This is a genomic window from Jeotgalibacillus proteolyticus, from assembly GCF_050107735.1.
Lineage (GTDB): Bacteria > Bacillota > Bacilli > Bacillales > Jeotgalibacillaceae > Jeotgalibacillus > Jeotgalibacillus proteolyticus_A.
Map to the genome: position 1 here is coordinate 22,636 of NZ_JBNILO010000018.1, position 25,363 is coordinate 47,998.

28 protein-coding genes, 10 tRNA genes and 1 rRNA gene are annotated in these 25,363 nt (G+C 43.7%); 35 read left to right on the forward strand and 4 right to left on the reverse strand.

Annotated elements, in window-relative coordinates; all coding sequences use genetic code 11:
- Positions 1 to 3: 3 nt before the first annotated feature.
- Both ACQCT8_RS18530 and ACQCT8_RS18535 read left to right on the forward strand, forming a co-directional pair.
- The gene (locus ACQCT8_RS18530; RefSeq protein ID WP_426873590.1) at positions 4 to 348 is read left to right on the forward strand and encodes a DMT family transporter; all 345 of its coding nucleotides are present in this window, start codon (positions 4 to 6) and stop codon (positions 346 to 348) included.
- The gene (locus tag ACQCT8_RS18535; protein ID WP_426873592.1) at positions 349 to 666 is read left to right on the forward strand and encodes a DMT family transporter; all 318 of its coding nucleotides are present in this window, start codon (positions 349 to 351) and stop codon (positions 664 to 666) included. It abuts the gene before it with no gap.
- Positions 667 to 767: 101 nt separating this feature from the next.
- On the opposite strand, the gene ACQCT8_RS18540 is transcribed toward ACQCT8_RS18535, so the two are convergent.
- Together ACQCT8_RS18540 and ACQCT8_RS18545 are read right to left on the reverse strand one after the other, a co-directional pair.
- Complete coding sequence (locus ACQCT8_RS18540; protein ID WP_426873594.1) at positions 768 to 1,010, reverse strand: DUF2651 family protein; 243 nt, start codon at positions 1,008 to 1,010, stop codon at positions 768 to 770.
- Between the two features lie 126 nt (positions 1,011 to 1,136).
- On the reverse strand, positions 1,137 to 2,324 hold the full coding sequence (locus ACQCT8_RS18545; RefSeq protein WP_426873596.1) for a dicarboxylate/amino acid:cation symporter: 1,188 nt from the start codon (positions 2,322 to 2,324) through the stop codon (positions 1,137 to 1,139).
- A 284-nt stretch (positions 2,325 to 2,608) separates the two neighbouring features.
- On the opposite strand from ACQCT8_RS18545, the gene ACQCT8_RS18550 reads away from it, so the two are divergent.
- The 4 genes from ACQCT8_RS18550 to ACQCT8_RS18565 all read left to right on the forward strand — a co-directional run bounded on the left by ACQCT8_RS18550 (position 2,609) and on the right by ACQCT8_RS18565 (position 7,802).
- A complete protein-coding gene (locus ACQCT8_RS18550; RefSeq protein WP_426873597.1) occupies positions 2,609 to 3,691 on the forward strand; it encodes a D-alanine--D-alanine ligase in 1,083 nt (360 codons plus the stop codon).
- A 12-nt stretch (positions 3,692 to 3,703) separates the two neighbouring features.
- Complete coding sequence (locus ACQCT8_RS18555; RefSeq protein ID WP_426873599.1) at positions 3,704 to 5,077, forward strand: UDP-N-acetylmuramoyl-tripeptide--D-alanyl-D-alanine ligase; 1,374 nt, start codon at positions 3,704 to 3,706, stop codon at positions 5,075 to 5,077.
- A gap of 116 nt (positions 5,078 to 5,193) precedes the next feature.
- Complete coding sequence (locus ACQCT8_RS18560) at positions 5,194 to 5,913, forward strand: alpha/beta hydrolase (RefSeq protein WP_426873601.1); 720 nt, start codon at positions 5,194 to 5,196, stop codon at positions 5,911 to 5,913.
- A gap of 395 nt (positions 5,914 to 6,308) precedes the next feature.
- Entirely contained in the window at positions 6,309 to 7,802 is a 1,494-nt protein-coding gene (locus ACQCT8_RS18565; RefSeq protein WP_426873603.1) for a DEAD/DEAH box helicase, read from the forward strand.
- A gap of 41 nt (positions 7,803 to 7,843) precedes the next feature.
- Here the strand turns inward: ACQCT8_RS18565 and ACQCT8_RS18570 are convergent, their stop codons facing one another.
- Complete coding sequence (locus ACQCT8_RS18570; RefSeq protein ID WP_426873605.1) at positions 7,844 to 8,401, reverse strand: hypothetical protein; 558 nt, start codon at positions 8,399 to 8,401, stop codon at positions 7,844 to 7,846.
- 247 nt (positions 8,402 to 8,648) lie between these two features.
- Between ACQCT8_RS18570 and ACQCT8_RS18575 the strand changes: the two genes are divergently transcribed.
- Positions 8,649 to 9,131 carry a PH domain-containing protein gene (locus ACQCT8_RS18575; protein WP_426873607.1) on the forward strand — a complete coding sequence of 161 codons (483 nt, stop codon included), beginning with the start codon at positions 8,649 to 8,651 and terminating at the stop codon, positions 9,129 to 9,131.
- Positions 9,124 to 10,641, forward strand: coding sequence for a PH domain-containing protein (locus ACQCT8_RS18580; RefSeq protein ID WP_426873609.1), 1,518 nt, complete (start codon positions 9,124 to 9,126; stop codon positions 10,639 to 10,641). The genes ACQCT8_RS18575 and ACQCT8_RS18580 overlap by 8 nt, the downstream gene beginning before the upstream one ends.
- A 266-nt stretch (positions 10,642 to 10,907) precedes the next feature.
- On the opposite strand, the gene ACQCT8_RS18585 is transcribed toward ACQCT8_RS18580, so the two are convergent.
- Positions 10,908 to 11,501 carry a rhomboid family intramembrane serine protease gene (locus ACQCT8_RS18585; RefSeq protein WP_426873611.1) on the reverse strand — a complete coding sequence of 198 codons (594 nt, stop codon included), beginning with the start codon at positions 11,499 to 11,501 and terminating at the stop codon, positions 10,908 to 10,910.
- 76 nt (positions 11,502 to 11,577) lie between these two features.
- On the opposite strand from ACQCT8_RS18585, the gene acpS reads away from it, so the two are divergent.
- The 27 genes from acpS to ACQCT8_RS18720 form a co-directional block, all read left to right on the forward strand.
- On the forward strand, positions 11,578 to 11,937 hold the full coding sequence (gene acpS, locus ACQCT8_RS18590; protein WP_426873613.1) for a holo-ACP synthase: 360 nt from the start codon (positions 11,578 to 11,580) through the stop codon (positions 11,935 to 11,937).
- A gap of 366 nt (positions 11,938 to 12,303) precedes the next feature.
- The gene (locus ACQCT8_RS18595) at positions 12,304 to 13,320 is read left to right on the forward strand and encodes a LolA family protein (protein ID WP_426873615.1); all 1,017 of its coding nucleotides are present in this window, start codon (positions 12,304 to 12,306) and stop codon (positions 13,318 to 13,320) included.
- A 69-nt stretch (positions 13,321 to 13,389) separates the two neighbouring features.
- Positions 13,390 to 14,547, forward strand: a complete 1,158-nt coding sequence (gene alr / locus ACQCT8_RS18600) for an alanine racemase (protein WP_426873617.1) — start codon at positions 13,390 to 13,392, stop codon at positions 14,545 to 14,547.
- Positions 14,548 to 14,705: 158 nt separating this feature from the next.
- Complete coding sequence (locus ACQCT8_RS18605; protein ID WP_278241519.1) at positions 14,706 to 14,987, forward strand: antitoxin endoai; 282 nt, start codon at positions 14,706 to 14,708, stop codon at positions 14,985 to 14,987.
- Between the two features lie 4 nt (positions 14,988 to 14,991).
- Positions 14,992 to 15,342: a type II toxin-antitoxin system PemK/MazF family toxin gene (locus tag ACQCT8_RS18610; RefSeq protein ID WP_041056367.1), complete on the forward strand. Its 351-nt coding sequence runs from the start codon at positions 14,992 to 14,994 to the stop codon at positions 15,340 to 15,342.
- Positions 15,343 to 15,467: 125 nt separating this feature from the next.
- Positions 15,468 to 16,301, forward strand: coding sequence for an STAS domain-containing protein (locus tag ACQCT8_RS18615; protein WP_426873619.1), 834 nt, complete (start codon positions 15,468 to 15,470; stop codon positions 16,299 to 16,301).
- A complete protein-coding gene (locus tag ACQCT8_RS18620) occupies positions 16,298 to 16,654 on the forward strand; it encodes an STAS domain-containing protein (protein ID WP_041056372.1) in 357 nt (118 codons plus the stop codon). Before ACQCT8_RS18615 ends, ACQCT8_RS18620 begins: the two co-directional genes overlap by 4 nt.
- A 4-nt stretch (positions 16,655 to 16,658) precedes the next feature.
- Positions 16,659 to 17,060: an anti-sigma regulatory factor gene (locus tag ACQCT8_RS18625; RefSeq protein WP_426873622.1), complete on the forward strand. Its 402-nt coding sequence runs from the start codon at positions 16,659 to 16,661 to the stop codon at positions 17,058 to 17,060.
- Positions 17,061 to 17,075: 15 nt separating this feature from the next.
- Entirely contained in the window at positions 17,076 to 18,086 is a 1,011-nt protein-coding gene (locus ACQCT8_RS18630; protein ID WP_426873623.1) for a PP2C family protein-serine/threonine phosphatase, read from the forward strand.
- Between the two features lie 77 nt (positions 18,087 to 18,163).
- The gene (locus tag ACQCT8_RS18635) at positions 18,164 to 18,499 is read left to right on the forward strand and encodes an anti-sigma factor antagonist (RefSeq protein ID WP_278241515.1); all 336 of its coding nucleotides are present in this window, start codon (positions 18,164 to 18,166) and stop codon (positions 18,497 to 18,499) included.
- Positions 18,499 to 18,969, forward strand: coding sequence for an anti-sigma B factor RsbW (gene rsbW / locus ACQCT8_RS18640; RefSeq protein WP_278241514.1), 471 nt, complete (start codon positions 18,499 to 18,501; stop codon positions 18,967 to 18,969). Before ACQCT8_RS18635 ends, rsbW begins: the two co-directional genes overlap by 1 nt.
- The gene (sigB, locus tag ACQCT8_RS18645; protein WP_426873626.1) at positions 18,947 to 19,741 is read left to right on the forward strand and encodes an RNA polymerase sigma factor SigB; all 795 of its coding nucleotides are present in this window, start codon (positions 18,947 to 18,949) and stop codon (positions 19,739 to 19,741) included. Before rsbW ends, sigB begins: the two co-directional genes overlap by 23 nt.
- Entirely contained in the window at positions 19,741 to 20,334 is a 594-nt protein-coding gene (locus ACQCT8_RS18650; protein WP_426873628.1) for a PP2C family serine/threonine-protein phosphatase, read from the forward strand. Before sigB ends, ACQCT8_RS18650 begins: the two co-directional genes overlap by 1 nt.
- A gap of 105 nt (positions 20,335 to 20,439) precedes the next feature.
- The gene (locus tag ACQCT8_RS18655) at positions 20,440 to 22,620 is read left to right on the forward strand and encodes a Tex family protein (RefSeq protein WP_426873630.1); all 2,181 of its coding nucleotides are present in this window, start codon (positions 20,440 to 20,442) and stop codon (positions 22,618 to 22,620) included.
- Between the two features lie 16 nt (positions 22,621 to 22,636).
- Positions 22,637 to 23,050: a hypothetical protein gene (locus ACQCT8_RS18660; RefSeq protein ID WP_426873632.1), complete on the forward strand. Its 414-nt coding sequence runs from the start codon at positions 22,637 to 22,639 to the stop codon at positions 23,048 to 23,050.
- Between the two features lie 112 nt (positions 23,051 to 23,162).
- Positions 23,163 to 23,642, forward strand: a complete 480-nt coding sequence (locus tag ACQCT8_RS18665; protein WP_426873634.1) for a SprT family protein — start codon at positions 23,163 to 23,165, stop codon at positions 23,640 to 23,642.
- 530 nt (positions 23,643 to 24,172) lie between these two features.
- Positions 24,173 to 24,247: transfer RNA gene (locus tag ACQCT8_RS18670), tRNA-Asn, on the forward strand.
- Between the two features lie 7 nt (positions 24,248 to 24,254).
- Positions 24,255 to 24,345 (forward strand) — tRNA-Ser (locus ACQCT8_RS18675).
- Positions 24,346 to 24,367: 22 nt separating this feature from the next.
- A tRNA-Glu gene (locus ACQCT8_RS18680) sits at positions 24,368 to 24,442 on the forward strand.
- Between the two features lie 30 nt (positions 24,443 to 24,472).
- Positions 24,473 to 24,548: transfer RNA gene (locus ACQCT8_RS18685), tRNA-Asp, on the forward strand.
- A 9-nt stretch (positions 24,549 to 24,557) separates the two neighbouring features.
- A tRNA-Gln gene (locus ACQCT8_RS18690) sits at positions 24,558 to 24,632 on the forward strand.
- Between the two features lie 3 nt (positions 24,633 to 24,635).
- Positions 24,636 to 24,711, forward strand: a tRNA-Lys gene (locus ACQCT8_RS18695).
- Between the two features lie 10 nt (positions 24,712 to 24,721).
- Positions 24,722 to 24,803 (forward strand) — tRNA-Leu (locus ACQCT8_RS18700).
- Between the two features lie 74 nt (positions 24,804 to 24,877).
- Positions 24,878 to 24,964 (forward strand) — tRNA-Leu (locus ACQCT8_RS18705).
- A gap of 9 nt (positions 24,965 to 24,973) precedes the next feature.
- A tRNA-Arg gene (locus tag ACQCT8_RS18710) sits at positions 24,974 to 25,050 on the forward strand.
- 32 nt (positions 25,051 to 25,082) lie between these two features.
- Positions 25,083 to 25,156: transfer RNA gene (locus ACQCT8_RS18715), tRNA-Gly, on the forward strand.
- 98 nt (positions 25,157 to 25,254) lie between these two features.
- Positions 25,255 to 25,363 (forward strand): 16S ribosomal RNA (locus ACQCT8_RS18720); the annotation flags it as partial.

Genomic DNA, 25,363 nt, shown 5'->3' on the forward strand with positions numbered 1-25,363 from the left:
AAATTGGCTTGGATCTATTTAATTGCAGCAGGTGTGACAGAGATTGTCTGGGCACTCGGATTGAAATTTTCAGAAGGATTTACGAATGTAATTCCTTCCATCATAACGATTGTTTTCATCACAGTAAGTTTTTATCTTTTATCAAAAGCAATGAAGCAAATTCCAGTCGGGACAGCTTATGCAACCTTTACAGGGATTGGAGCAGTTGGAACAGCAGTGATCGGGATGATCTTCTTTGGAGAATTTGTCAGTATCGCAAAGATCTTCTTCCTGCTTCTATTAGTCGGGGGCATCGTTGGATTAAAGCTGGTTGATTCAACAGAAGAAGTAAAGGCAGGTGAACAGTAAATGGCTTGGGTTTTACTTGGAATAGCGGGAATCTTTGAAGTGCTTTTTGTTCTTTCCATGAAGCTTTCAGAAGGGTTCACGAAAACGAAATATTTTGTCTCGTCTGTAATCGCTGGAGGAACCAGCTTTTATCTCTTATCACTGGCTCTTCTTGAGGTTCCGGTCGGCACAGGGTACGGAATTTGGACAGGCATCGGCGCAGTCGGCAGTGTAGCTGTTGGCATGCTGTTTTTTAAAGAAAGCAAAAACATCCGAAAGCTAGTATTTGTCGGAATGATTGTCTCCGGAGTTATAGGCTTAAGACTTGTATCAGGATAACCCGGATCGTAGTGAACATTGAAGCAAAATTCAAAGCCGCCTGAAAATGAAATGAACCGGTTCAGGCGGCTTTAGTAGTATTCATTAAACTAGACTCAAAATCACGCTGTCAGTTTTCTTTTCCTGATAAATGTAAACAGGAATGTGATGACAGCAGAAAGACATGTATACATAACAACCCATATAATAAAGCTTTGATTGAAAAATACAAACATCAAAACAGTGAAGACAGCAAACGTTACGAGCGGCATGACATACCATTTAGGAAAAAGAAAAAAACCTGCAGCAGATAAAATCAGAACAATGACAGGACAGATGAGAAATAGGAGTAAAAATAGATCCATATCCATAACGCCTCCTTCTTAATTTTAGTGTAAATGATGCAACATTGGAACACGAAAAATCAGTTTCTATCCATAAGAAAGCCTCCACCTGTAATGTCCAGGCGGAGGTTTTCATTTCCGGCTTATTCAGCCTGTTTTCACTGTTTCTGTGTTACCGGCAGCTTCGTTTGAGAACCGATCAACGATTGCAGAGATGGCGCCGTCTCCTGTGACATTGCAGGCTGTACCGAAGCTGTCCTGTGCAAGGTATAGAGCAAGCATCAGGGATGTCATCGTTCCTGTGAAACCAAGGATGGACTCAAGCAGTCCAAGCGAAGCGACAACCGCTCCTCCGGGGACGCCAGGTGCTGCAATCATGGTGATGCCAAGCATTAAGATAAAGCGCAGAATCATATCAAAATCAACGGCCTGTCCATTTATAAGCATTACAGCCATTGCACAGCTGACAAGTGTAATGGTGCTGCCGGATAAATGAACAGTGGCTAAAAGCGGTACACAAAAATCTGCAATGCGCCCTCGTACACCTGTTTTTTTCGTCCGCTCAAGTGTGACCGGAATCGTAGAAGCGGAAGATTGGGTGCCGAGCGCTGTAAAGTAAGCAGGCAGCATCGTTTTTAGCATCTTTATGGGGGACTGCCTGCGCAGTGAACCCGCAATGGAATATTGAATAAACAAATAAAGTAAATGAAGAACAATAATCATGATAAAGACTTTAAAAAATACACTTAATATTGAGCTTACCTGCCCGCCTTGCGTCATATTGGCGAAAATGCCAAAAATATGAAAAGGGAGAAGAGGAATGATGATTTTTTCGATGAGCTGCTGAATGATTTTTCGGAATTCCTCTAAATTATTCAGCAAATACGAGCTTTTTAAAGATGCCATGCCAATTCCAAGGACAAAGGCTAAAAGAAGTGCAGTCATGACACCCATTAAAGGGGCCATTTCAACCTCAAAGAATCCGGATAGCAGCGCGCTTTCCGGGTCATCAAATGCTTGAGCAGCCTGATTTTCCATAAGAACGGGATAAAGAAGTGAAGCTGCCCCGTATGCCAGCAGGCCCGCTGCAATTGTAGAGACGTAGGCAATTCCGGTTGTTAAACCAAGAATTTTCCCAGCTCCTTTGCCCATTGCACCGATCCCCGGAGCAATAAATGCAATAATAATAAGCGGGATGGCAAAGTTTAAAAAATTGCCGAATAGATCATTAAATGTAGCAAAAACCCTGATTATGCCTTCAGGGGCAAAGCTGCCGACTGAAACGCCTAAGGCAATAGCGAGGATGATTCTTGGAAGTAAACCGATCTTTTTCATGATGAGTCCTCCTGAAGTGTACAATTGTATTTAATAGAAGGATTATAACGTCTGGCATCTCATTTGTTAAGAGAAAAAGAGTGAGTAATTAAAGTACATCTTTTCTGAATAATTTGACCATTTTCTTTCTGCTCGTCACGATCCGGTTCATTTGGTATATTGGGCAAAGAAAAGACCCGACTACAATCTCATCAATAAATCTTGCAAACATGTTAAAATAAAAAAGTATGCAAAAAAAGAGCCGGATTTCTCTACAACGATGAATCAATTGGAGGATATTATAAATGAAAACAAAATTATGTTTATTATTTGGAGGAAAATCAGCTGAACATGAAGTATCGCTTCTGACAGCAAAAGCTGTTATTCAGGCGCTTGATCTGCAGAAGTATGAAATTGATCCTGTTTTTATCTCACCTGAAGGAGAATGGAGAAAAGGTGCATCGCTTACCAGCCCCGTTGAAGATGTAGCGGCCCTTCAATTCGGTTCAGAGCAAAACGTGTCTGCAGCTGAAGGTTTGCAGTCGACTTCTCTTCAGACAGCTGAAGATCACAGTGGTGGATACGATATTATATTCCCATTGCTCCATGGTCCTAATGGAGAAGATGGTACGGTTCAGGGGCTTATGGAAGTACTCAATCTGCCGTACGTTGGCAACGGCGTTTTAGCTTCATCCGCTGGCATGGATAAGGTTATTATGAAAAATCTGTTTAAAGAAGCAGGACTTCCGCAGGTTTCCTACGTATCCTTTATTAGAAGCACATGGGACAAAGATCGGGAAGCAGCGTACAAAAAAGTGGAGCAGGAAATTGGCTACCCGTGCTTTATCAAACCGGCCAATCTTGGTTCAAGCGTGGGCATCAGCAAATGCGTAAACCGTGATGAGCTTCAAACGGGCTTTGCAGAAGCCTTTTTGTATGACCGTAAAATTATTGTGGAGCAGGGAGTTAAAGCGAGAGAAATTGAAATTGGGGTTTTAGGAAATGATTATCCTGAAATGTCCGTTCCCGGCGAAATTAGAGCGAAAAAAGACTTTTACGACTATAAAGCAAAATACGTAGATGGCGACTCAGTTATGATCATCCCGGCTGAACTGCCGGATGGAATGGCCGAAACGCTGCAGCAAATGGCAAAAACGGCATTCCAGGCTGTCGATTGTTCGGGTCTGGTCCGTGCTGATTTCTTTGTTACAGAAGAAAACGAAATCTTCATTAATGAAATTAACACGATGCCCGGCTTCACTCCGTACAGCATGTTTCCGCTTCTGTGGGAAAACTCAGGCGTACCTTATTCCGAGTTGATCGAGAAATTGGTTGCTCTTGGAATTGAGCGCCATAATGAAAAACAAAAGATTAAATATACCGTATAAGGAGTTTTTCAAATGAAGCGTACATTAAAGCAAATTGCTGACATGCTTGGGATTCATCCGCCGGAAGCCGCTTTTCATGACACGGTGATAGAAGGAGCGAGCATTAACACGCGCACACTAAAGAGCGGTAATTTATTTATTCCTTTTCGGGGAGAAAAAGTGGATGGCCATCAATACGTCAATCAGGCCTTTGAAAAAGGGGCCGGCGCTTCTCTGTGGCAGGAGGATGCGGGTGCGCCTCCGGCCGGGGTTCCTGTTTTAGTCGTAAAAGATCCGGAGCTTGCTCTTCAAAAGCTTGCCCGGGTATATAGGCAGCAGGCTTCATTTAAAGTGGTGGCGATTACCGGAAGCAACGGCAAAACGACGACAAAGGATATGATCGCAGGTATTTTGTCCAGTTCGTTCAAGGTCCAAAAAACAGAAGGAAACTTCAACAACCAGCTTGGCCTCCCGTTAACGCTGCTGGATGTAAAGGAAGATACAGAAGTCTCCGTTCTTGAAATGGGCATGAGCGGTTTTCGCCAGATCGCGTTTCTGACGGAGCTTGCACAGCCTGAAATTGCCGTAATCACAAATATTGGCGAATCCCATCTTCAGGACCTCGGTTCAAGAGAGGGCATCGCAAAAGCAAAATTTGAAATTACAGAGGGTTTAAGTGAAGAAGGAATTCTGTTCTACTACGGGGATGAACCATTGCTGACAGATCTTGTGAAATCCTCCAAGGGCTTTCGTACTTCATCCTATGGCTACGGTGAGGACAACGACTTTAGCCCGAAAAAAATTGAAATGTCAGAAGAAGGCAGCCGGGTTTATTTAAATGACGGAACAGATGAATGGATTGATGTTCCTGTTCTCGGCAAGCATAATGTGCTGAATGCCCTTGCTGCTATTAAAGTAGCGCTTCACCTCGGTATGGATACACAGTCGATCACCCAAGGCTTTTCGCATATGAAACTGACAGCCATGCGGATGGAAAAGGTGAAGGGGGCAAAAGGGGAAATCATCATTAATGATGCCTATAATGCCAGCCCTACCTCGATGAGAGCTGCCATCGCGTTTGCTGAAGAAATAAAGGGGCAGGGCCGTAAAATCCTGCTGCTTGGTGACATGCTTGAGCTTGGAACAGAGGAAGAAGTCTTTCACCGTGAAATCGGCAGGGAGCTGAATCCTGATAAAATTGATTTTGTTCTCACATTCGGCGATAGAGGACAATGGATTGGGGAAGAAGCCCTAAAGCAATTTCCAAAAGGACGTGTCCGCACATTTGGTCAAAATAAAAAAGAGCTGATCTCCATTTTACAGGACCTGACAGCCAAAGGCGATTTGCTGCTCGTGAAGGGTTCACGCGGCATGCAGCTTGAAGAAGTGGTAGAAGCATTAAAATAAAAATCTCTGCATTCTCATCCTTTTTAACAGGGTGGGAATGTTTTTCTTTTTCACCGTGGCTTTACTGTTTTTATTTTAGGGTAAGGAGTAAATACTTAGCTAAGAAAGCAGGAGTGATGGATGTGGGTCAGAAGGGCTGTTTGCTGATACATGGCTTTACGGGCGGTGCCTATGAGGTAAATCCTCTCGCCCGGTATTTGAGAGAACATACAGACTGGATTATTTCTGTTCCGGTGCTGCCGGGGCATGGCAGAAAGCTTAATTTGAGGGAAACGACAGCGGTTGAGTGGATTACGTTTGCAGAGGAAGAATTGAAGCGACTATGGCTGTATTGTGATGAAGTATATGTCATCGGTTTTTCCATGGGCGGATTAATCGCATCCTATCTTGCCATTCACTATCCCGTCAGCAAGCTTGTGCTGTTAAGTGCCGCAGCGATGTATGTAAATACAAAGCAAATTGCAAAAGACATGAACATTATGCTGAAAGACTTAATGAGCAAAAAACTGAATGAAAATGAGTGGTTTGGCCATTATAAATACAAGCTCATTCATACTCCGGTCCGTGCGATGCGTGAATTTCGGAAGATCGCGAAAGCAACCGTTCCTCTACTTTCCCAGGTAACTATTCCCACATTTATTGCGCAGGGGGAGATGGACGGAATTGTTCCGCCCCGCGCAGCCCGTTTTGTCTATGACCGGATCGGCACCTATGAAAAAAAATTATATTTATCAAAAACGTCCAAACACCTTATCTGCTATGGAGCCGACAGTGAAGCGCTTTTTGAAGAAATCGCTTTCTTTTTGTCACAGACCGATCACCCCGATGATGGATGATTGTTTTTTGGTAAAATGCGTGATAAGATAACTAAGACATCTGGTACATTTGTGCAATGAGCTCTTTTAAAATAGAAGAGTGTATTTTTTTGTTGGTTGTCTTTATCAACATGAAGACCAATTTTATAAAAATTGGCATCTTTGGCGCACTCGGCATATGACCGAGTTTTATTTTTTGCTTAGAAGCAGAAATTTTAATGCAGCCTTTTAATTCTAAGCAGAGTCGACGATTCGGTTAAGCAGCTTTTCAGCCGGCTGACCTAAATGCGACTTGGGCAGAGTTCGCCCTATATATCTTTATAAGGACAACGATGAAAAGCTATCGCAGTCTTCTAAGCGATCATAGCGATGTGTATGAAATAGATGATTCACAATACAAAGGAGATTGAAATAATTTGACACTTTTTTCAGAATTACCAATCAGTCCAGCAATCCTAAAATCCATTAAGCGTATGGGCTTTGAAGAGGCTACACCGATTCAGTCAGGTACGATTCCACTATCTGTTGAAGGCAGAGACATCATCGGCCAGGCGCAGACAGGAACAGGAAAAACAGCAGCATTCGGAATTCCTATGCTTGAAAAAATTGATGCAAAATCACCTAATATCCAAGGGTTGATCATTGCTCCAACACGTGAGCTTGCGATTCAGGTATCAGAAGAGCTTTACAGAATCGGAAGCGACAAGCGCGTTCGCGTTCTTTCTGTATACGGAGGCCAGGACATTCAGCGCCAGATTCGTGCGATGAAGAAAAACCCGCATATTATTGTAGGTACACCAGGCCGTTTGCTTGACCATATTAACCGCCGTACATTAAAGCTTGAAAATGTAAACACGCTTGTACTCGACGAAGCAGATGAAATGCTGAACATGGGATTCATCGATGATATCGAGTCAATCCTTAAAAACGTACCAAGCACTCGTCAAACGCTTCTGTTCTCAGCAACAATGCCAGGACCGATCCGTAAAATTGCTGAGCGCTTCATGAGCAACCCTGAAACAGTAAGCGTTAAAGCGAAAGAAATGACAGTTGAAAACATTGAGCAGTTCTTTGTAAAAGCACATGAGCGTGAGAAGTTTGATGTTCTTTCCCGTCTTCTGAACGTTCAGTCACCTGAGCTTGCAATCGTATTCGGCCGTACAAAGCGCCGTGTCGATGAGCTTGCCCGCGCACTTGAAATCCGCGGCTATATGGCTGAAGGAATTCACGGTGATTTAACACAGGCAAAACGTATGTCTGTTCTGAAGAAATTTAAAGAAGGCCGCATCGACGTTCTTGTAGCAACAGATGTAGCTGCCCGCGGACTTGATATCTCAGGCGTTACACATGTATACAACTACGATATTCCTCAGGATCCTGAAAGCTACGTTCACCGTATCGGACGTACAGGCCGTGCAGGAAGAACCGGTATGGCAATGACATTTGTGACACCGCGTGAAATGAACTATCTTCGCGTTGTAGAGCAAACCACGAAGAAGAAAATGACGCAGCTTCGTCCACCAAGCTCTTCAGAAGCATTGGAAGGCTTACAGCGTGCAGCTGTCGATTCATTAAAAGAAGCGATTGAAAAAAATAATCTGGAAGAATACAAAGTGCTGGCACGTGAACTGATGAATGAAAATGACGCATTAGATGTGATTGCAGCAGCACTTAAAACGTTAACAAAAGAACCGGACAGCACACCGGTTGAAATCACACCGGAAAAACCACTTTCATCTAAAAAGCACGGCGGAGGCGGCAAGCCTTACCGTAAAGATGATAAAAAGTACGGCAACCGCGGCGGAAACCGCAGCGGCGGAGGCAGCGGAAGCAAAGGCGGATCAAAGCCTTATAACAGCCGTCAGCGTCCTGCATCAAGACGTCCTTCTACAACACGTACTGAAGGCTAATCAAACAAGAAAGCTGGCGGGAATTTTCCCGCCAGCTTTTTTTAACGATCTGTGAGTTCATACGTGATGCCATTGCTTTGCAGGATAAAGTCGATACGGTCAAATTTTTGCTGATCCAGACTCGGTCCCCTCTCAAAATCAAGCTTATCTCCATTGTTCATCGTAAGAACAAGGGTGTCATACGGGATTTCGTCATTTCTCTTTAACAGTATGGCTTCTTCAACATCCGACCATTTGTATTCCTCTGAACTTAGGGACAGCAGTTCATTGTGTAAGATGCGTTCATCGCGCAGCACGGAATAATTCGTGATACTTACCGCAATAAGAGCAACTGACACAATCACAAGACCTGCTGCAGCAATCTTTGCTTTTCGGGCTTTAAAGTACATAATAAAACAGAAAATAGAAAGTAAAATGATGCCGGTGCCAAATAAAATATTGGAGATGGACGGGGTTTTAATATGAATTAAATCTCCTGCTGAAAATAAAACAAGGTGAATTAAGTTCGGTGCTACAAATCCAAGCAGCACACCCATGAGCAGCGTGATAATGCCCAGGACAATCCAAATCATATTCCCTTCTGTAAAAGATGAATTCATGTGTTGATCTCCTCCCAAGTGATGATGAATAGAATACGAAATAAAAAAACAAAAGATTCACTAAATGGTAAAATAATTGAATAATAAGGAAAAGATGTCTTTATAAGTATACAAAATTGGGCTCGATATGGGAATGTTTTTTGAAAAAGATTCCAATATACCGCTTCCTTTTTAAACGAAACATCTCATCATGCAGGTACGTAGTATACTATAGATAAGAAGCAGCTAGCAGATTGGAGAGAAGAATATGGATCGAAGAGAACCAAACAAAAGAATTTCAGAAAGAGCGCTTACAGTCTGGAAATTATATGGCTGGATCAGCACGGGAATCTTAGGAATTATCGGAATTGGCGTTATCACGCTGAGCGTACTTTTCGACTGGCCTTTTTGGTTTATCGTGGGAGGAGCAGCGGTTCCGGTGTTAAACGCCGTCCTGTTTGTTTTTATTTTTCCAACATTAAAATGGAAAAGATGGCGCTATGAAGTACGAGAAGAAGAAATAGAGCTGCAGCACGGTATTTTTATCGTAAAAAGGACGCTCGTTCCCATGGTCAGGGTCCAGCACGTAGATACAGAACAGGGACCGATTCTTCGGAAATACCGTTTAGCGACGATTTCGATTTCAACAGCAGCAACCGTTCATCAAATTCCTGCGCTTGATATTGGCGAGGCGGATTCATTAAGGGATTCTATTTCTGCTCTGGCAAGGGTGGCGAAAGACGATGTCTGAAGAAAAAAGACTTCATCCGGTATCCGCAGTCATTAATTTTGTGAAAGCGTTGAAAGAAGCACTTATTCCGCTTGTTGTACTGGTGTTTTTAAATCAGGGAGAACGTGATTCCCTTCTCGATTATCTGCCATTTGTCGGCATGGGCGTTTTTATGATTATTATTTTATTTGTCGGCATTTTAAAGTGGTGGAGGTTTACATATCGGGTCGAAGAAGGCGAGCTGCGCATTGAATACGGCTTGTTTGTAAAAAAGAAACGGTATATACCGTTTGAACGGATACAGAGCTTAAATTATTCAGAAGGCATTCTTCACCGACCCTTAAAGCTTGTAAAAATAAAGGTCGAAACAGCCGGCAGTTCCAATTCGCTCGAATCAGAAGCTGAATTAACGGCCATCACGAAAGAAGAAGCAAATGAACTAAATTCTTTCATCGCGAAGGCAAAAAAGAAGTTAAAAGAGAGCCATGCAGTGGATGAAAATGGACTGCCAATCGAGGAACCAGCCGAACAGGAAGAAGTAGCTGAAGGGAAAGTCCTGTACAAAATGAGCGTCAAGGATTTAGTCATCATGGCCACTACATCAGGAGGAGCCGGCGTAGTGATTTCCGGTCTATTCATTTTCCTTTCGCAATTCAGTGAGTTGATCCCGTTTGAGACCGTAGCAGATGAATTTCTTGAAGTGGTTCAAAGCGGCGTTCTTTTTGTAGCGGTGATGATTTTTCTAGTCTTATTTTTTGCCTGGCTGATTGCCGTGGCTATGACATTTATCCGTTACGCGTCGTTTACAGTCAGACTGGTTGAAAAAGATTTAATCATCACAAGGGGGCTTTTGGAAAAAAAGCAGACGACTATTCCGCTCAACCGTATTCAGGGCATCCGTTTTAATCAGAATCTGCTCAGAGAGCCCTTTAAATACGCATCTGTTACGATTGAAAGTGCAGGAGGATCGGCACTGGAAAAAGACTCAAATACCATCCGGCTGCTTCCGATGATCCGCTCGATGGAGGCACCGAAAATTTTAGAAGAAATTCTGCCTGAATATGACTGGAGTACAGATTTTACAGGAGCCCCGAAACGCTCTATATTCCGTTACATGTTTTGGAATCTCTTGTTTATTTCGTTCCTCATTGCCCCGGTGTCCTATTTCTTTTATCCGCTTGGGCTGCTGTCCTTGCTGCTGTATCCGGTTATGGCGGGTTTATCCTGGCTGCAATACAAAAATGCCGGCTACCGTCTGAGCGAAGACCAGCTGACGATGCAGTACCGTGTATTTGATAAGCAGATTGTGTATTTGAAGAAAAAGAGAATTCAATCATTGGAATTAAAAGAAACCTGGTTTCAGCGCAAAGGAAGAGTTGCCACGCTGTCAGCCACGATCAAGTCGTATCTGGCAGGAAGTGAAAATACAGTCAATCACCTGGATGTTAAAGACGTAGAAAAGGTGATGGAGTGGTATCAGCCGGAGGGATCCCGTGCAGCGAAGCAAAGAGAATCCCTGCCTGAAGAGTAAGGTGGAGAACGAAGCAGGAAATAAAAAAGAGGCTGGGACAGAACTCAAAAAAGTTTAGAAAATGAGGATATATTTATTACTAGAATTAGGTGAGGGGAGCGGAAGGTGGCGACTCATGCAGGACATGACGGCAAGCTGAGACCCCGCAAGGCAAAGCCTGAGGAGGGCTCAGCGCCGTCCCTGCGGTAAGCGTCCGCCTGAAGCGAAGTGAACCGGTCGTAGAGTTTGAGGCATTTTCGTCCCAAGCTCACTTCTACTCATATGGTTTAATTCTGCCTGGAATTAAAAACAAACAAACCGATGAAAAATCCTGAAGCAAGTCCTGCGAGATGGGCTGTAATGTTGACATTCGGTGTAAAGAAGGTCATGACGACACTGATAATCAGCAAGGGAAGCATAATTTGTCTTAGTTCAGCCGGGGCACGTTCCTTAAAAATGAACAGGATGGCCGCATATACACCAAACAGGCCGAAGATGGCTCCGCTCGCCCCAACAGAAAAATAGTCAGGCGGTTGAATCAGCCAGGTGACCAGGTTGGCAATGATGCCGGTCAATAAATATATGATCGTGAACTGCACATGTCCCGCTATTCGTTCAAGAGCCGGTGCAAACAGAACAAGAGAAAAGGTGTTGAAGAGCACATGCCATAAGTCAGCATGAGCAAAAATAGGGGTGACCAGCCTCCACCACTCGCCGGCAGAAATCAAAAAATTCACACCAGCCATAAAGAGCATCGAACTGTTTCCGATACTGCCGGGAAGAGAAGTTAAAATAAACACAACAGCGTGAATGATGACAAGAGCGGATACAACAGGATATAGTTTAATAAATTGTGATAGACTTTCGGTACGTAAAAACAATGAAATGATTCCTCCTCTATAAAACCTGGATCATTCCTTTCATCATACAATAAAACTGCACAAAAAGGGTGATTAGATGATTAGCGGAATTGGCCTCGACTTAATCGAGCTGAACCGGGTCAGATCTGTCGTACAGCGGCATCCTAAGCTTGCTGCGAGGGTTCTGACAAAAAACGAATTAATGGAGTACCGAAAGTATCCGGAAGAAAGAAAGATTGAATTTCTGGCAGGCAGATTTGCAGCAAAAGAAGCGTATGCCAAAGCGCTCGGCACAGGGATAGGCGCATCGCTTTCTTTTCAGGATATTGAAATTGTAAAAGATTCATACGGCAAGCCTTTTATAAAAGTGAGTATGCCGGGGGAAGTACACCTTTCAATCACGCATTCAAGAGAATATGCTGCTGCGCAAGTCATTATTGAGCGCAGTGAAACATAAGCTTAAGCGTAAGAACGGGAAACCGGTTCTTGCGTTTTTTATTTTTCCTATGAAGACGAGCCTGTATAGGAGACAAGCACGGGAAAGGAGAGGGTAAAGGGGTGAGCTGATAAGCAAAAGTTTGCGGGTGCTCAATCCGTTCAAAAAAGGGGATAAAATTCCGGTAAGTTTAGCAAAAACAGCCCCAAAAGAAGATCGTTGGCACGCATGTATCCATTCATTTTCGCTTCTGCATACATCATTATGATCTTCTATTCAACTCCCGCTTCCGGATTTGTTTTTACGAATATTTAATAGGCTTGTCTCATATGATCATATGGCACCAACACATGAACGGAGCGTTGACTCAACAAAGGGGAGGAAGCCATGAAGAAGCTAGTCTGGTCGTTGTTAATTGGATGTCTGGTCCTTTTATTGTCTGCTTGCGGAGAGACTACGAAAGAAGAAGCAACAAGCGATTTATCCGAAAAAGTTGAAGAAGTGGATGGGTACAAGGCAACGGCAAAGATGGTGTTTGAAACAGGTGAAGAACCGCAGGAGTACGATGTGGAGGTTTGGTATTCAAAGCCGAACTACTACCGGGTGCATTTAAAGCATGCTGAAGAAAAGCAAAGTCAAATGATTATCCGCAATGATGAAGGTGTCTTCGTCTTGACTCCTGCCTTAAATAAAAGCTTCCGTTTTCAAAGTGATTGGCCTAGCAATGGAAGCCAGGCATATTTAATCGAGTCTCTGGTTAAAGACATTGAAGAAGATGATGCCGCCACATTTGCTGAAAAAGATGGCTCTTATGTGTTTGAGTCCAAAACACGGTACAAGCACCAGCATATGTTCCCGATGCAGGAAGTGATTTTTGATAAAAAGTCGCTCACTCCATCTTCTGTTAAAGTGAAGGATGCTGAAGGAAACGTTAAAATCAGTTTGACCTTTACGAAAGTGGATCTTGAAGCCTCGTTCGAGAAAAGTGATTTTAATTTAGAGAAAAACATGATGGGTGCGCAGCTTGAAGTGCCTGTGTTAGGAGACGGTGAAGAGGAAGAAGAACCGTTTGCTGTACTTTACCCAACTGTAGAGTTAGAAGGAACAGCGCTTCATGAGGAAGAAGAAATGGATGTAGATGGAGGCAAGCGGGTGATTATGACATTCAGCGGTGAAAAGAACTATACGCTGATTCAGGAGAAGCTTGATGCTGCACCAGTCATGATGACAACAACGGATGCCCCTGGGGACGTAGTGGATCTTGGGTTTGCTATAGGATCGATCACGGAACAGTCTGTGTCATGGACCTACAATGGTGTGGACTATATGCTTGCTTCAACCGACTTGACACAGGAAGAAATGGTAAATGTCGCTCGATCCGTTCAAGGTACTATGATAAAATAGCCACATCTTTATTTAAGGAGCTGATTCTTTTGAGTCGCTCCTTAAATGATTCCTAAGGGTGTGGATACGATGAAAGCATATGAACAGTTTCACCGGGATACATGGGTTGATGTGAACTTAGATGCAATCCGGCACAATATTCAGCAGGTTTCCCAATTAATGGGACCTGAGGTGGCCGTTATGGCTGTCGTAAAGGCGAATGCCTATGGCCACGGCTATGTACAAGTTGCCGAAACGGCTCTTTCAAGCGGGGCCACACATTTAGCAGTGGCTTTTATCGATGAAGCACTTTTTCTAAGAAAGCAGGGAATTCTGGCGCCAGTCGTTGTACTTGGAGCTTCAAGACCGGCAGATGCCGAACTGGCAGCCGAACATAATATACAGCTGACCATCTATTCAAAAGAATGGGTGCTCCAGGCAAAAGACTATTTAAAGCAGGGATCCGATCTTCGCGTGCATCTTAAATGCGATACAGGTATGGGAAGGCTTGGAATCAAAACAGCTCAAGAGCTAGTAGAAGTAGAAAGCGTTATTGCTGACACAGCAGCGATTTCTATTGAAGGAATTTACACCCATTTTGCGACTGCAGATGAATTGGACAAGTCCTATACAGACCAGCAGATGAAGACCTTCTCGTCATTCGTCGCAGAGCTGAAAGTAAAGCCGCCTCTTGTGCATGCTTCCAACAGCGCTGCTTCATTACAGAGAAAGGATTCGCTTTTTACTATTATACGATTTGGAATTTCTATGTATGGATTGTCTCCATCAGACGAAATTGCAGACAGGCTGCCGGTGAAGCTTATTCCGGCGCTTTCATTGCACACAACCATTGTGCAGGTAAAAAGGCTGCAGCGCGGTGAAAAAATAAGCTACGGCGCCACCTATGAAGCAGGCGGGGACGAATGGATCGGGACGCTGCCCATTGGATATGCTGACGGGTGGATCCGGAAATTGCAGGGCTTTGAAGTGCTTGTAGACGGGATGCGGGTCCCATTAGTCGGGCGGATCTGCATGGATCAGTGCATGATCAAGCTTCCGGCTGCGTATCCTGAAGGTACACAAGTGACCCTGATTGGAAGGCAGGGGGCCAGCGAAATTAAGATTGATGAAGTGGCAGCGTATCTTGACACCATCCATTACGAAGTTGCTTGTGCCATTTCTGCCCGGGTACCGCGGGTTTACTGGAAAAACGAGCAGTCTATTTCTGTATTAAATACACTTATTTAGTCAATGCTTGCAAGTAATTGTCAGAAATATTCCGATTGGTCCTTCTCACATGATGCGTTTAGTGGTACTATAAAAATGGACTTGAAAGATGAACGAACATTTATCAATATTGAAAAAACAATCAAATAGGGTATGCAATGATGGTGGAGGTGTAGTTTGTGTCGGAATCCAGCGTAACATCCGAAATTTTGGTGCGTTTGCCAAAACAGCTTTTAATCGAACTGGAAGCATTTGCTGAGCAGGAAGAACTTAGCCGCAACGAATGCATTTACCGCGCGACGAAAATGTTGATGCGGGAACGGCGTAAGAAACAGACTCAAGACGCGATGCGACGAGGGTACATGGAGATGGCAAAAATCAATCTTTCTATGGCATCCGAAGCATTACAGGCCGAGTACGAGGCCGGGCATACCGTGGAACGATTGGTAAGCGGGGAATAACGCTTTGATTGTTAAGCGTGGTGATGTATTTTTTGCTGACCTGTCTCCAGTTGTCGGTTCAGAGCAAGGTGGAGTCCGCCCCGTTCTCATCATCCAAAACGACATCGGAAACCGGTTCAGCCCCACTGTGGTGGTCGCAGCCATAACAGCGCAAATCCAAAAAGCCAAGCTCCCTACCCATGTTGAGATCAGTTCAAAGCGCAACGGCTTTGAACGGGATTCGGTTATTTTGCTTGAACAAATCAGAACGTTAGACAAACAGCGGTTAACTGACAAAATAACACATCTCGATGACGAAATGATGGACAAGGTAGACGAGGCTCTTCAAATCAGCTTAGGATTAGTCGACCTCTGATGTGGAAACGCTCCGTAATAAGGAGCGTTTTTTTCTTATGGATAGACCGGGCACCTATACTGCTTTATAATAGAGAATAAGATTCGCTGTAATGCACGGCAATAGAGCTTAAAGAGGTGAACGGATTGTACAATGAAGTAATCGCTCATATAAAATCAAGAAAAGGGGAATTGATTGAAGAGTGGATCGGCCGCGTCAAGGAAGATGCGGATGAACGGATGGTCAACGTCGTTTCAGAACAGGTATTTCAGGGGGCAAGCTATGAATTTGTCGACTTGATTCTGCTTAATCTGAGTGAAAAAGACCGTGAATATAAAAGCAAGCTGCAGATGTTTTCCGAAAAAGTGGTCCGGCTGGGCTGGCCGATTACCTTTGTCGTATCGGGGCTGAGGACGTTTATTCATCTTGTGCATGATGACCTGATTAAGCAGGGCGTTGTTTCGAAAGAACGCGAAGGTGAATATTTGGAATCTCTGGATGAATGGATGGCGCCTTTATCAAATGAAATAATCCATACATATGCATCTACATGGGAAAAGACAGTTTCACTTCAGAAAATTGCCCTGCAGGAATTGTCAGCTCCATTGATTCCTGTAGTGGAACATATATCAATAATGCCTTTGGTGGGAACAATCGACACTGAACGTGCTAAACTGATAATGGAAAATTTACTTGAAGGTGTTGTAAGCCACAGAGCAGAAGTGGTTCTCATTGATATTACGGGTGTGCCTGTAGTGGATACCATGGTCGCTCACCATGTAATTCAGGCTGCAGAAGCCGTTCATTTGGTCGGCGCACGATGCATGCTTGTCGGAATTCGGCCGGAGATTGCCCAGACAATTGTGAATCTGGGAATCGATTTAAATAAATTTATTACCACAAGCACGCTCAGAAAAGGCATGGAAAAAGCGCTAGAAATGACCAATAGAAAAATTGTGGAATTGGAGGGAGAAATTTGAGGATCCCGATTTTAAAGTTAAAGGACTGTCTGTTGGTTTCCATTCAATGGGAACTCGATGATCAGACTGCCCTGCAGTTTCAGGAAGACCTCCTGAAAAAAATACATGAAACAAATGCGAGAGGCGTTGTCATTGACATCACTTCTATTGATTTTATTGACTCTTTTATCGCCAAGGTTCTCGGAGATGTGATTAACATGTCCAGACTGATGGGGGCAAAAGTAGTAATTACAGGTATTCAGCCGGCAGTAGCGATCACATTGGTTGAACTCGGTATCCGTTTAGATGATGTGATGACGGCTTTAGATCTTGAAAAGGGCTTAGAGAAACTTCAACAGGAATTGGGGGATTGACTATATGGAAACCCAATCCTGTGTAACCATCTTAAATGAATGGGATATTGTAGCTGCAAGACAGCTTGGTAGAAATGTGGCGAAGGAACTGGGGTTTGGAACAGTGGACCAGGCAAGAATCACAACAGCCATTAGTGAATTAGCCAGAAACATTTATCTTTATGCTGGACAAGGCCAGCTTTGTATAGATCGTTTAAACGAGCAGGGAAAAACCGGCCTTCGCATTATAGCAGCTGATGAAGGACCAGGGATTCCGGATATTAGAAAAGTGATGGAAGATGGTTTTTCTACATCAGGAGGTCTTGGAGCAGGTCTCCCGGGCGTAAGACGTCTAATGGATGATTTTAATATAGACTCCAATCCAGGTGAAGGTACAGATATACGCGCTACCAAATGGCTCCGATAGGAGGATAAAAGCTAAATGGATTTCCGTGAAAAAATGGATGAGAAATATATTAGCGTTTTAAAAGATTTCATGCAATCACAGTCTGAGGAATCATTGTATGCAGCCCAGCAGTTCAGCAGACTGGCACTCGAACACAAAATTCCTCCTGAAGAAATTGTGAATTTGCAAAAAAGTGCAATGCAGGAACTGATGCCAGACCTTCCATCTGAGGTTTGGCATTCCTTTGATATTCTCCTTGAAGTAATGACAGCCTATGGTTTTGCTTTCAGAGAATATCAAAGTCTGATTGATACTCAAAAAGAATTTAAAAATGAAATGGAAATCGCATCAAGTGTGCAGGAGACGCTTCTGGGCACTTCTGTACCAACCATAGACGGACTTGAGATCGGTGCATTGAGTGTACCTGCAAAGCAAATGAACGGGGACTATTTTCATTTTGTTCATGACGGCGACCACTCAGTTAATGTGGCTATTGCAGATGTGATCGGAAAAGGGATCCCGGCGGCGCTCTGCATGAGTATGATTAAATACGCAATGGACAGTCTGCCTGATTATCGCAAAGACCCAAGTGCAGTGCTTGGGAGCTTAAACCGGGTAGTCGAACAAAACGTGGATGATTCCATGTTTATCACGATGTTCTACGGCATGTATGAATTAAAAAATCATATGCTTCATTTTTCTTCAGCAGGACATGAACCTGGCTTTTTTTATTCAAAGCGTCTGGGTGAATTTCTGGACCTTGAAGCACGCGGACTCCTTCTTGGAGTGGATAAAGATACCACCTATAAGCGCTATGAACAGCAGGTGGAAGTTGGGGATATGATCATCCTCATGTCCGATGGGGTAACAGAATGCCGGACAGATGATGGTTTTATTGAAAGAGAAACACTGGTTTCTTTCATCAATAATTATATTGATCTGCCCCCTCAGGAAATCGTCAATAAAATCTTCAGGGATCTTGAAAAATTACAGCATTTTCAACTTCGGGATGATTTTACATTAATCATCATGAAACGCGTAAAGTAATGAAAAAGACGTTTTAAGATTAAAATAGAGGGTACACAACCATTATAATGTGTTGAGATATAGAAGAGGTGGAATAGATGAATATAACAGTTAACATAACAGAACAAACAGAAGAATTGGTGCGTGTAGCCATCGCGGGTGAAATTGATGCATTTACCGCTCCTAAACTGCGTGAAAAACTTGACCCCGTGTCAACAAAAGATCCTATCACCCTGATTGCAGACCTTTCACAGGTTAACTATATGGACAGTACCGGGATTGGTGTATTTGTTGGACTTTTCAAAGGGATTAAAGCAAACGGTGGGCATTTGCAGCTGGTTGGGCTGTCCGACCGCTTAAAGCGTTTATTTGATATTACCGGTCTTGCAGACATCATGGATATTAATCCCGAAGTAAAAGGTGGAGTGGAATAATGCAACCATTTGATTATATTGAAATGAAAATCCCCGCCAAAGCCCAGTATGTTGGGGTAATTCGTTTAACGATTTCGGGGATCGCCAGTCGTATGGGATTCACATATGACGATATCGAGGACCTGAAGATTGCTTCAAGTGAAGCCATCACCAATGCTGTTCAGCATGCATACAGCGAAGATGACAACGGAGAGGTTGTGGTAGGGTTCGCCCTTTACAACAACAGACTTGAAGTCATCGTAGCTGATCACGGACACAGCTTTGATTTCAAAAAAATCAAAGAAGAAGTTGGTCCATACGATGAGAGTTCATCGGTAGACATGCTCCGTGAAGGCGGGTTAGGTTTATATTTAATTGAAAGCTTAATGGATGAGGTAAAGATACACCATAAAGAGGGTGTAACAGTCTTCATGACGAAGTATATTGAGGAAGAGCAGGTGGAGAGGGATGCGAAAACTGTCTCAACCTAATCAACCAAGCAAAGACGAAGTGCTTAAATGGATCAAGGCATATCAGGAAACAGAAGACGATACCGCCCAGCATAATCTTGTGGTGCACTACCGCAATTTAGTTGAGTCCATTGCAAGAAAGTATTCAAAAGGCAAATCCTATCATGAAGATATCGCTCAGGTAGGAATGATCGGCCTGTTAGGGGCGATCCGCCGCTACGATGATACTTTTGGAAAAAGCTTCGAAGCTTTTGCTATACCAACGATTATTGGTGAGATCAAACGATTTTTACGTGATAAAACATGGAGTGTTCATGTACCGAGACGGATTAAGGAATTAGGCCCTAAAATCAAAGCGACAGTAGAAGAACTGACCACAGATCTGCAGCGTTCACCTAAAGTGAATGAAATAGCCGATTATCTGGAAGTATCCGAAGAAGAAATTCTTGAAGCGATGGAGATGGGAAAAAGCTACCAGGCTCTTTCTGTTGATCATTCCATTGAAGCGGATTCAGACGGCAGTACGGTTACGCTATTAGATATTGTTGGAAGTATGGACGATAATTACGAAAAAACCGATCAGCGTTTGGTGCTTGAAAAAGTTCTTCATGTGCTGAATGACCGTGAGAAGCAAATTATACAATACACGTACCTGGAAAACCTGAGTCAAAAAGATGCTGGTGACCAGCTCGGAATTTCCCAAATGCATGTTTCCCGCTTGCAGCGCCGTGCAATTAAGAAATTACGAGATGCCATTCAGCAAGAAAATCAGCAGGATGAGGATTTTAATTAATGGATGTTCTCCATCATGAGAATGTGAAGGCAATAGCGGGACAGTACACAAAAATGGGGAAAAGTGTTTGTGGAGACAGTTATTTTATGATTGCCACAGAAGAATATTTTATCTGTATATTAGCCGACGGGCTCGGAAGCGGAACATTTGCTCATGAAGCATCCTCTGCTGCATGCGATATTGTATCGATGCACCATGAGGAAGACGTGGAAACGTTGATGAACCGATGCAACGACTCTTTAATGAAAAAAAGAGGAGCAGCAGTTGCGATTGTGAAAATTGATTATGCATCAAAAATTGTGCAGTACAGCTGTGTCGGCAATGTCCGATTCTACTTTTATTCACACGAGGGCAGCTTAACCTACCCGCTGCCTGTAACAGGCTATTTATCTGGCAGAAAGCAGAATTATAAGATTCAGAGGTTTCCTTATGAAGGAGGATCTTCATTTTTGCTTCACTCAGATGGTCTTGAACTGACCCGTGTACGCCCATTGTTGCAGCCGCAGCATTCCTTAGATTATATTTCCTCGCAGCTTGAGTCAATTGTAAGTGGGACAGACGACACTACGTTTGTTATTGGGAGATTGCCATAATAGGCGGTCTCTTTTTTGTTTTCTCTGCATGTTCCGGCAAAATAAACCAGAGGACGTATGATACAATGAGACCAATCATAATGGAAAGGCTGTGACGATTCATTTATGTCAAGCGAAGGAAATAACCAATTACTATCCCAGCTGTCAAAAGAAACGGCAATTAACCAAAAACAGATTGAACAAGTTATTCAATTACTAAATGAAGGCAATACCGTTCCATTTATCGCCCGCTACCGAAAAGAAATGACCGGGGCTTTGGATGAGGTGCAAATAAAAGAAATTGATGACCGGTGGAAATACCTGCAGAACTTAGAAGAACGCAAAGCAGAAGTGATCCGTTTAATTGATGAACAGGGAAAGCTGACCCCGGAATTAACTTCCGCTATTACCAAAGCGGCAAAGCTTCAGGTCCTCGAAGATTTATATCGGCCATATAAGCAAAAGCGGAGAACCAGAGCCACTGTTGCAAAAGAAAAAGGACTCGAGCCGCTTGCGCAATGGCTGACATCCTACCCGAAAAATGGATCGATCGAAGAAGAAGCCGGCCGGTACATTTCTGAAGAAAAAGAAGTTCTTTCTCCAGAAGAAGCACTTGCAGGCGCAAAGGACATTATCGCAGAACAAATTGCGGATGATGCGGCATTTAGAGAGTACATAAGAAGAGAAACCTTCCGTCACGGGAAAATACGCTCATCTGTCAAGAAAGCGGAAAAAGACGAAAAAGGCATTTTTGAAATGTATTATGAGTACGAAGAGCCTGTAAACAAAATCGTACCGCACCGCGTGCTCGCTCTGAACCGCGGGGAAAAAGAAGAAGTCCTGCGTGTGTACATCCAGCCGGATGGCGACAGGATCGTAGGCGAATTAAATAGAAAAATCATTCGATATCCTCACTCCGTCACTGCGAATATTGTGCAGGAAGCGATTGAAGATGGATATAAACGTCTTATTCAGCCATCAATTGAACGCGAAATACGAAATGAGCTTACGGAAAAAGGTGAAAATCAGGCGATTCATATCTTTTCTGAAAACCTGAGGAACTTATTGCTTCAGTCTCCCTTAAAAGGAAAAAGAGTATTAGGGGTTGACCCGGCCTACCGCACTGGCTGCAAGCTTGCTGTTGTCGATGAAACAGGGAAAATGCTGAAAGTGGACGTTATTTATCCCCACACAACCAAAGATCCTTCCAAAGCAGCAGCCATTTTCAAAAAAACACTTGCAGAGTATGAGATTGAGCTTGTAGCAATAGGCAACGGCACCGCTTCCCGAGAAACCGAATTATTCGTTGCTGAACAGCTGAAAAACCTTTCCCAGGAAATATTTTATTTAATTGTCAATGAAGCTGGGGCAAGTGTGTATTCTGCCTCAGAGATTGCCAGGGAGGAGTTTCCGGATCTTCAGGTAGAGGAGCGCAGTGCAGTTTCCATCGCCCGAAGACTTCAGGACCCTTTAGCCGAGCTTGTAAAAATTGACCCGAAATCTGTCGGAGTGGGGCAGTACCAGCATGACGTTTCACAAAAGAAATTAAACGAATCCTTGTCCTTTGTTGTCGAAACCGCGGTTAACCAGGTGGGTGTAAACGTGAATACCGCTTCACCGGCTCTTCTTCAATACGTAGCAGGGCTTTCAAAAACGGTGGCGCAAAATGTAGTGAAACAAAGAGAGGAACTGGGCAAATTTGAAGACCGGATCCAATTAAAGAAAATCCCGAGACTTGGCGCAAAAACCTATGAACAGTGCATTGGTTTCCTGAGAATAACAGACGGGAAAAATCCTCTTGACCGGACGCCGATTCACCCTGAGCAATACGCTTATGTGAAACAAATGCTGAAAATCCTGAATGCCGTCCCTTCTGATATCGGAACAGATGAGCTGAAAGGTAAAATCATTGAAAAAACACCAGAGCAATGGGCAGAAGAGATCGGAATCGGACATCTGACCATGAAAGATATTATCGAAGCACTTATACGCCCGGGGAGAGACCCGCGAGAAGAACTTAGCAAACCTCTTCTCAAACAGGATGTTCTGAAAATGGAAGATCTTGAAAAGGGTATGGAATTACAGGGAACGGTTCGTAATGTGGTAGATTTCGGGGCATTTGTGGACATCGGTGTGAAGCAGGACGGACTCGTGCATATCTCAAAATTAAAAAACGGCTTCGTTAAGCACCCCTTAGATGTTGTAGCGCTCGGGGACGTCGTCACAGTCTGGGTAGAACAGGTCGATGTGAAAAAAGGAAGAATCGCGTTAACCATGCTTGAACCAAAAGATCAACTGAATCCGTAAATAGAGGAGAGAAAGCATGTTTTATATTTTAATTACAGCAGCGACCGTCATCGCAACTCTGGGTATTACGTTCAATTATATTGCGCACTTAGGAACGATTGTGAAAATAGGAAATGAGGGGGAGCAGCATGGAATGACTGTCCAGGCGGCAATGACCCGTTTCTTTTTCGCCACAGTCATCATTGAGTTAGTTCCACTCGCAATTATTATCATTACCTATATTACTGTAGAGAGACCAGACACAGGTCTTCCGGTAATCCCGCTGGTGGTTATTTTTGCCGCCATGATCTTTGGAATTATTCAGGTTGCCACCCGAATGAGGCAGCCTGTCCCTGAGGAAATGAAAAATCAGGTGCGTTCTTTTTCACTGCTTGCTATGCAGCTGATTACATCCATTCCAATTATCGCGTTAATCTTCCTATTTATTTAAAAGAGTAAGAGTGGAAGCTAGTCAGCAGGGGTGTAACATCAGCCTCTGCTTTTCCTCCTTTATAAATACCGTTTAAAAAGAAAGTGTGAATAACCAGTAAGGAGAAGGTAAGGTGGAGCAACGAACATTGCAGCTTCTTGTAGAGGAAATTTCGTTAAAAGAATTTGGCAGGCCGTTTAAGCATAAAGCAGTGTTTAATTCCCGTCTGCGAACCACAGGCGGTCGATACATGCTGTCGTCTCATCATATTGAACTTAATATTCACTATCTGAATGAACATGGCATGGAGGAACTTATCGGCATCATTAAACATGAGCTTTGTCATTATCATCTTCATATAGAAGGGAAAGGGTATCAGCACCGCGATAAAGACTTTAAAGAACTGACCAAAAAAGTAGCTGCCCCACGGTTCTGCACACCCCTCCCATCCCAGCAAAAAAAGAAAAGAACCAACGTGACTTATCATGCCTACCGGTGCAAACAATGCGGACAATCTTATATTCGGAAAAAGAGAATGAATATCAGCAGGTATGCGTGCGGGAAATGCAGAGGGAAACTGTCGTATCTTGGTGAAGCGAAACCCAACGAATAGTACGGATATCCGCTTGCCTCTACTAGAAGAAGAGGCTGGGACAAAACTCAAAAAGGTAAACAATGAAGAAGTATTGATCAATAGTAAGAGTAGAGCGGAGCGGAAGGGGGCGACTCCCGCAGAATTTGACGGCAAGGTGAGACTATACAGGGCATGGGCCTGGAGAGCCTCAAGCCTCCGTCCATGGGGAAAGCGCCCGCCTGAAGCGCATCGAACCGGTCAAAGAGCTTGAGACACATTTGTCCCAAGCTCTCTTTTTCGTTTAAATATGATAGGACCGAACCGCCTTCAAGTAAGCTTTTAGATCAAAGAAGGGCTTCGTTAAACTTTGACAGCAGGACATTGTTATGGTAAATTAAAAACATTCCTCAATTTCGACATGCTTAATGAAATTATAAAAACTTTAAAAAAGTAGTTGACTGTCGAAAAAAGGTCTGTTAATATTTTAAAAGTCGGAAAGACGACAAAACAGTAATAAAAAAGAAATACATCGTTCACCATCTTTCGATACATACTACTATTCATATCGTTCCACAGTAGCTCAGTGGTAGAGCAATCGGCTGTTAACCGATCGGTCGTAGGTTCGAGTCCTACCTGTGGAGCCATTTTTATGGGGAAGTACTCAAGTGGCTGAAGAGGCGCCCCTGCTAAGGGTGTAGGTCGTGTAAGCGGCGCGAGGGTTCAAATCCCTCCTTCTCCGCCAGAACATTACATAGATAACAATCGGCCCGTTGGTCAAGCGGTTAAGACACCGCCCTTTCACGGCGGTAACACGGGTTCGAATCCCGTACGGGTCACCATTTTTAAAATGAATGAATACATATGTTAAGGGTCCCGTGGTGTAGCGGTTAACATGCCTGCCTGTCACGCAGGAGATCGCCGGTTCGATCCCGGTCGGGACCGCCATTTTATTTTTGGGCTATAGCCAAGCGGTAAGGCAACGGATTTTGATTCCGTCATGCGTTGGTTCGAATCCAGCTAGCCCAGCCAGATGAGCCATTAGCTCAGTCGGTAGAGCATCTGACTTTTAATCAGAGGGTCGTAGGTTCGAATCCTACATGGCTCACCATTATGAATATGCGGGTGTGGCGGAATTGGCAGACGCGCTAGACTTAGGATCTAGTGCCGCAAGGCGTGGGGGTTCAAGTCCCTCCACCCGCATTTAAAATTTAATTTTAAAAAGTGCTTGACCATTCTGAGTTATATTGATATAATATTACTTGTCGCTTCATTAAGCGGTCGTGGCGGAATGGCAGACGCGCTAGGTTGAGGGCCTAGTGGGAGATAATCCCGTGGAGGTTCGACTCCTCTCGACCGCACCAAAAACATACGCGCCCGTAGCTCAATTGGATAGAGCGTTTGACTACGGATCAAGAGGTTAGGGGTTCGACTCCTCTCGGGCGCGCCATCATTTACCTTCTATTATAAATAGAATACCAAGCGGGTGTAGTTTAGTGGTAAAACCTCAGCCTTCCAAGCTGATGTCGTGAGTTCGATTCTCATCACCCGCTCCATTATTACTATTGTAAGCTTGAACCTTGAAAACTAAACAACCAAAAACGTCAACGTTAGTACAAGAATTACAAGAAACACAATGAGCTTTATCAAACACTTTACGGAGAGTTTGATCCTGGCTCAGGACGAACGCTGGCGGCGTGCCTAATACATGCAAGTCGAGCGGATTTTCTGGAGCTTGCTCCAGAAAGTTAGCGGCGGACGGG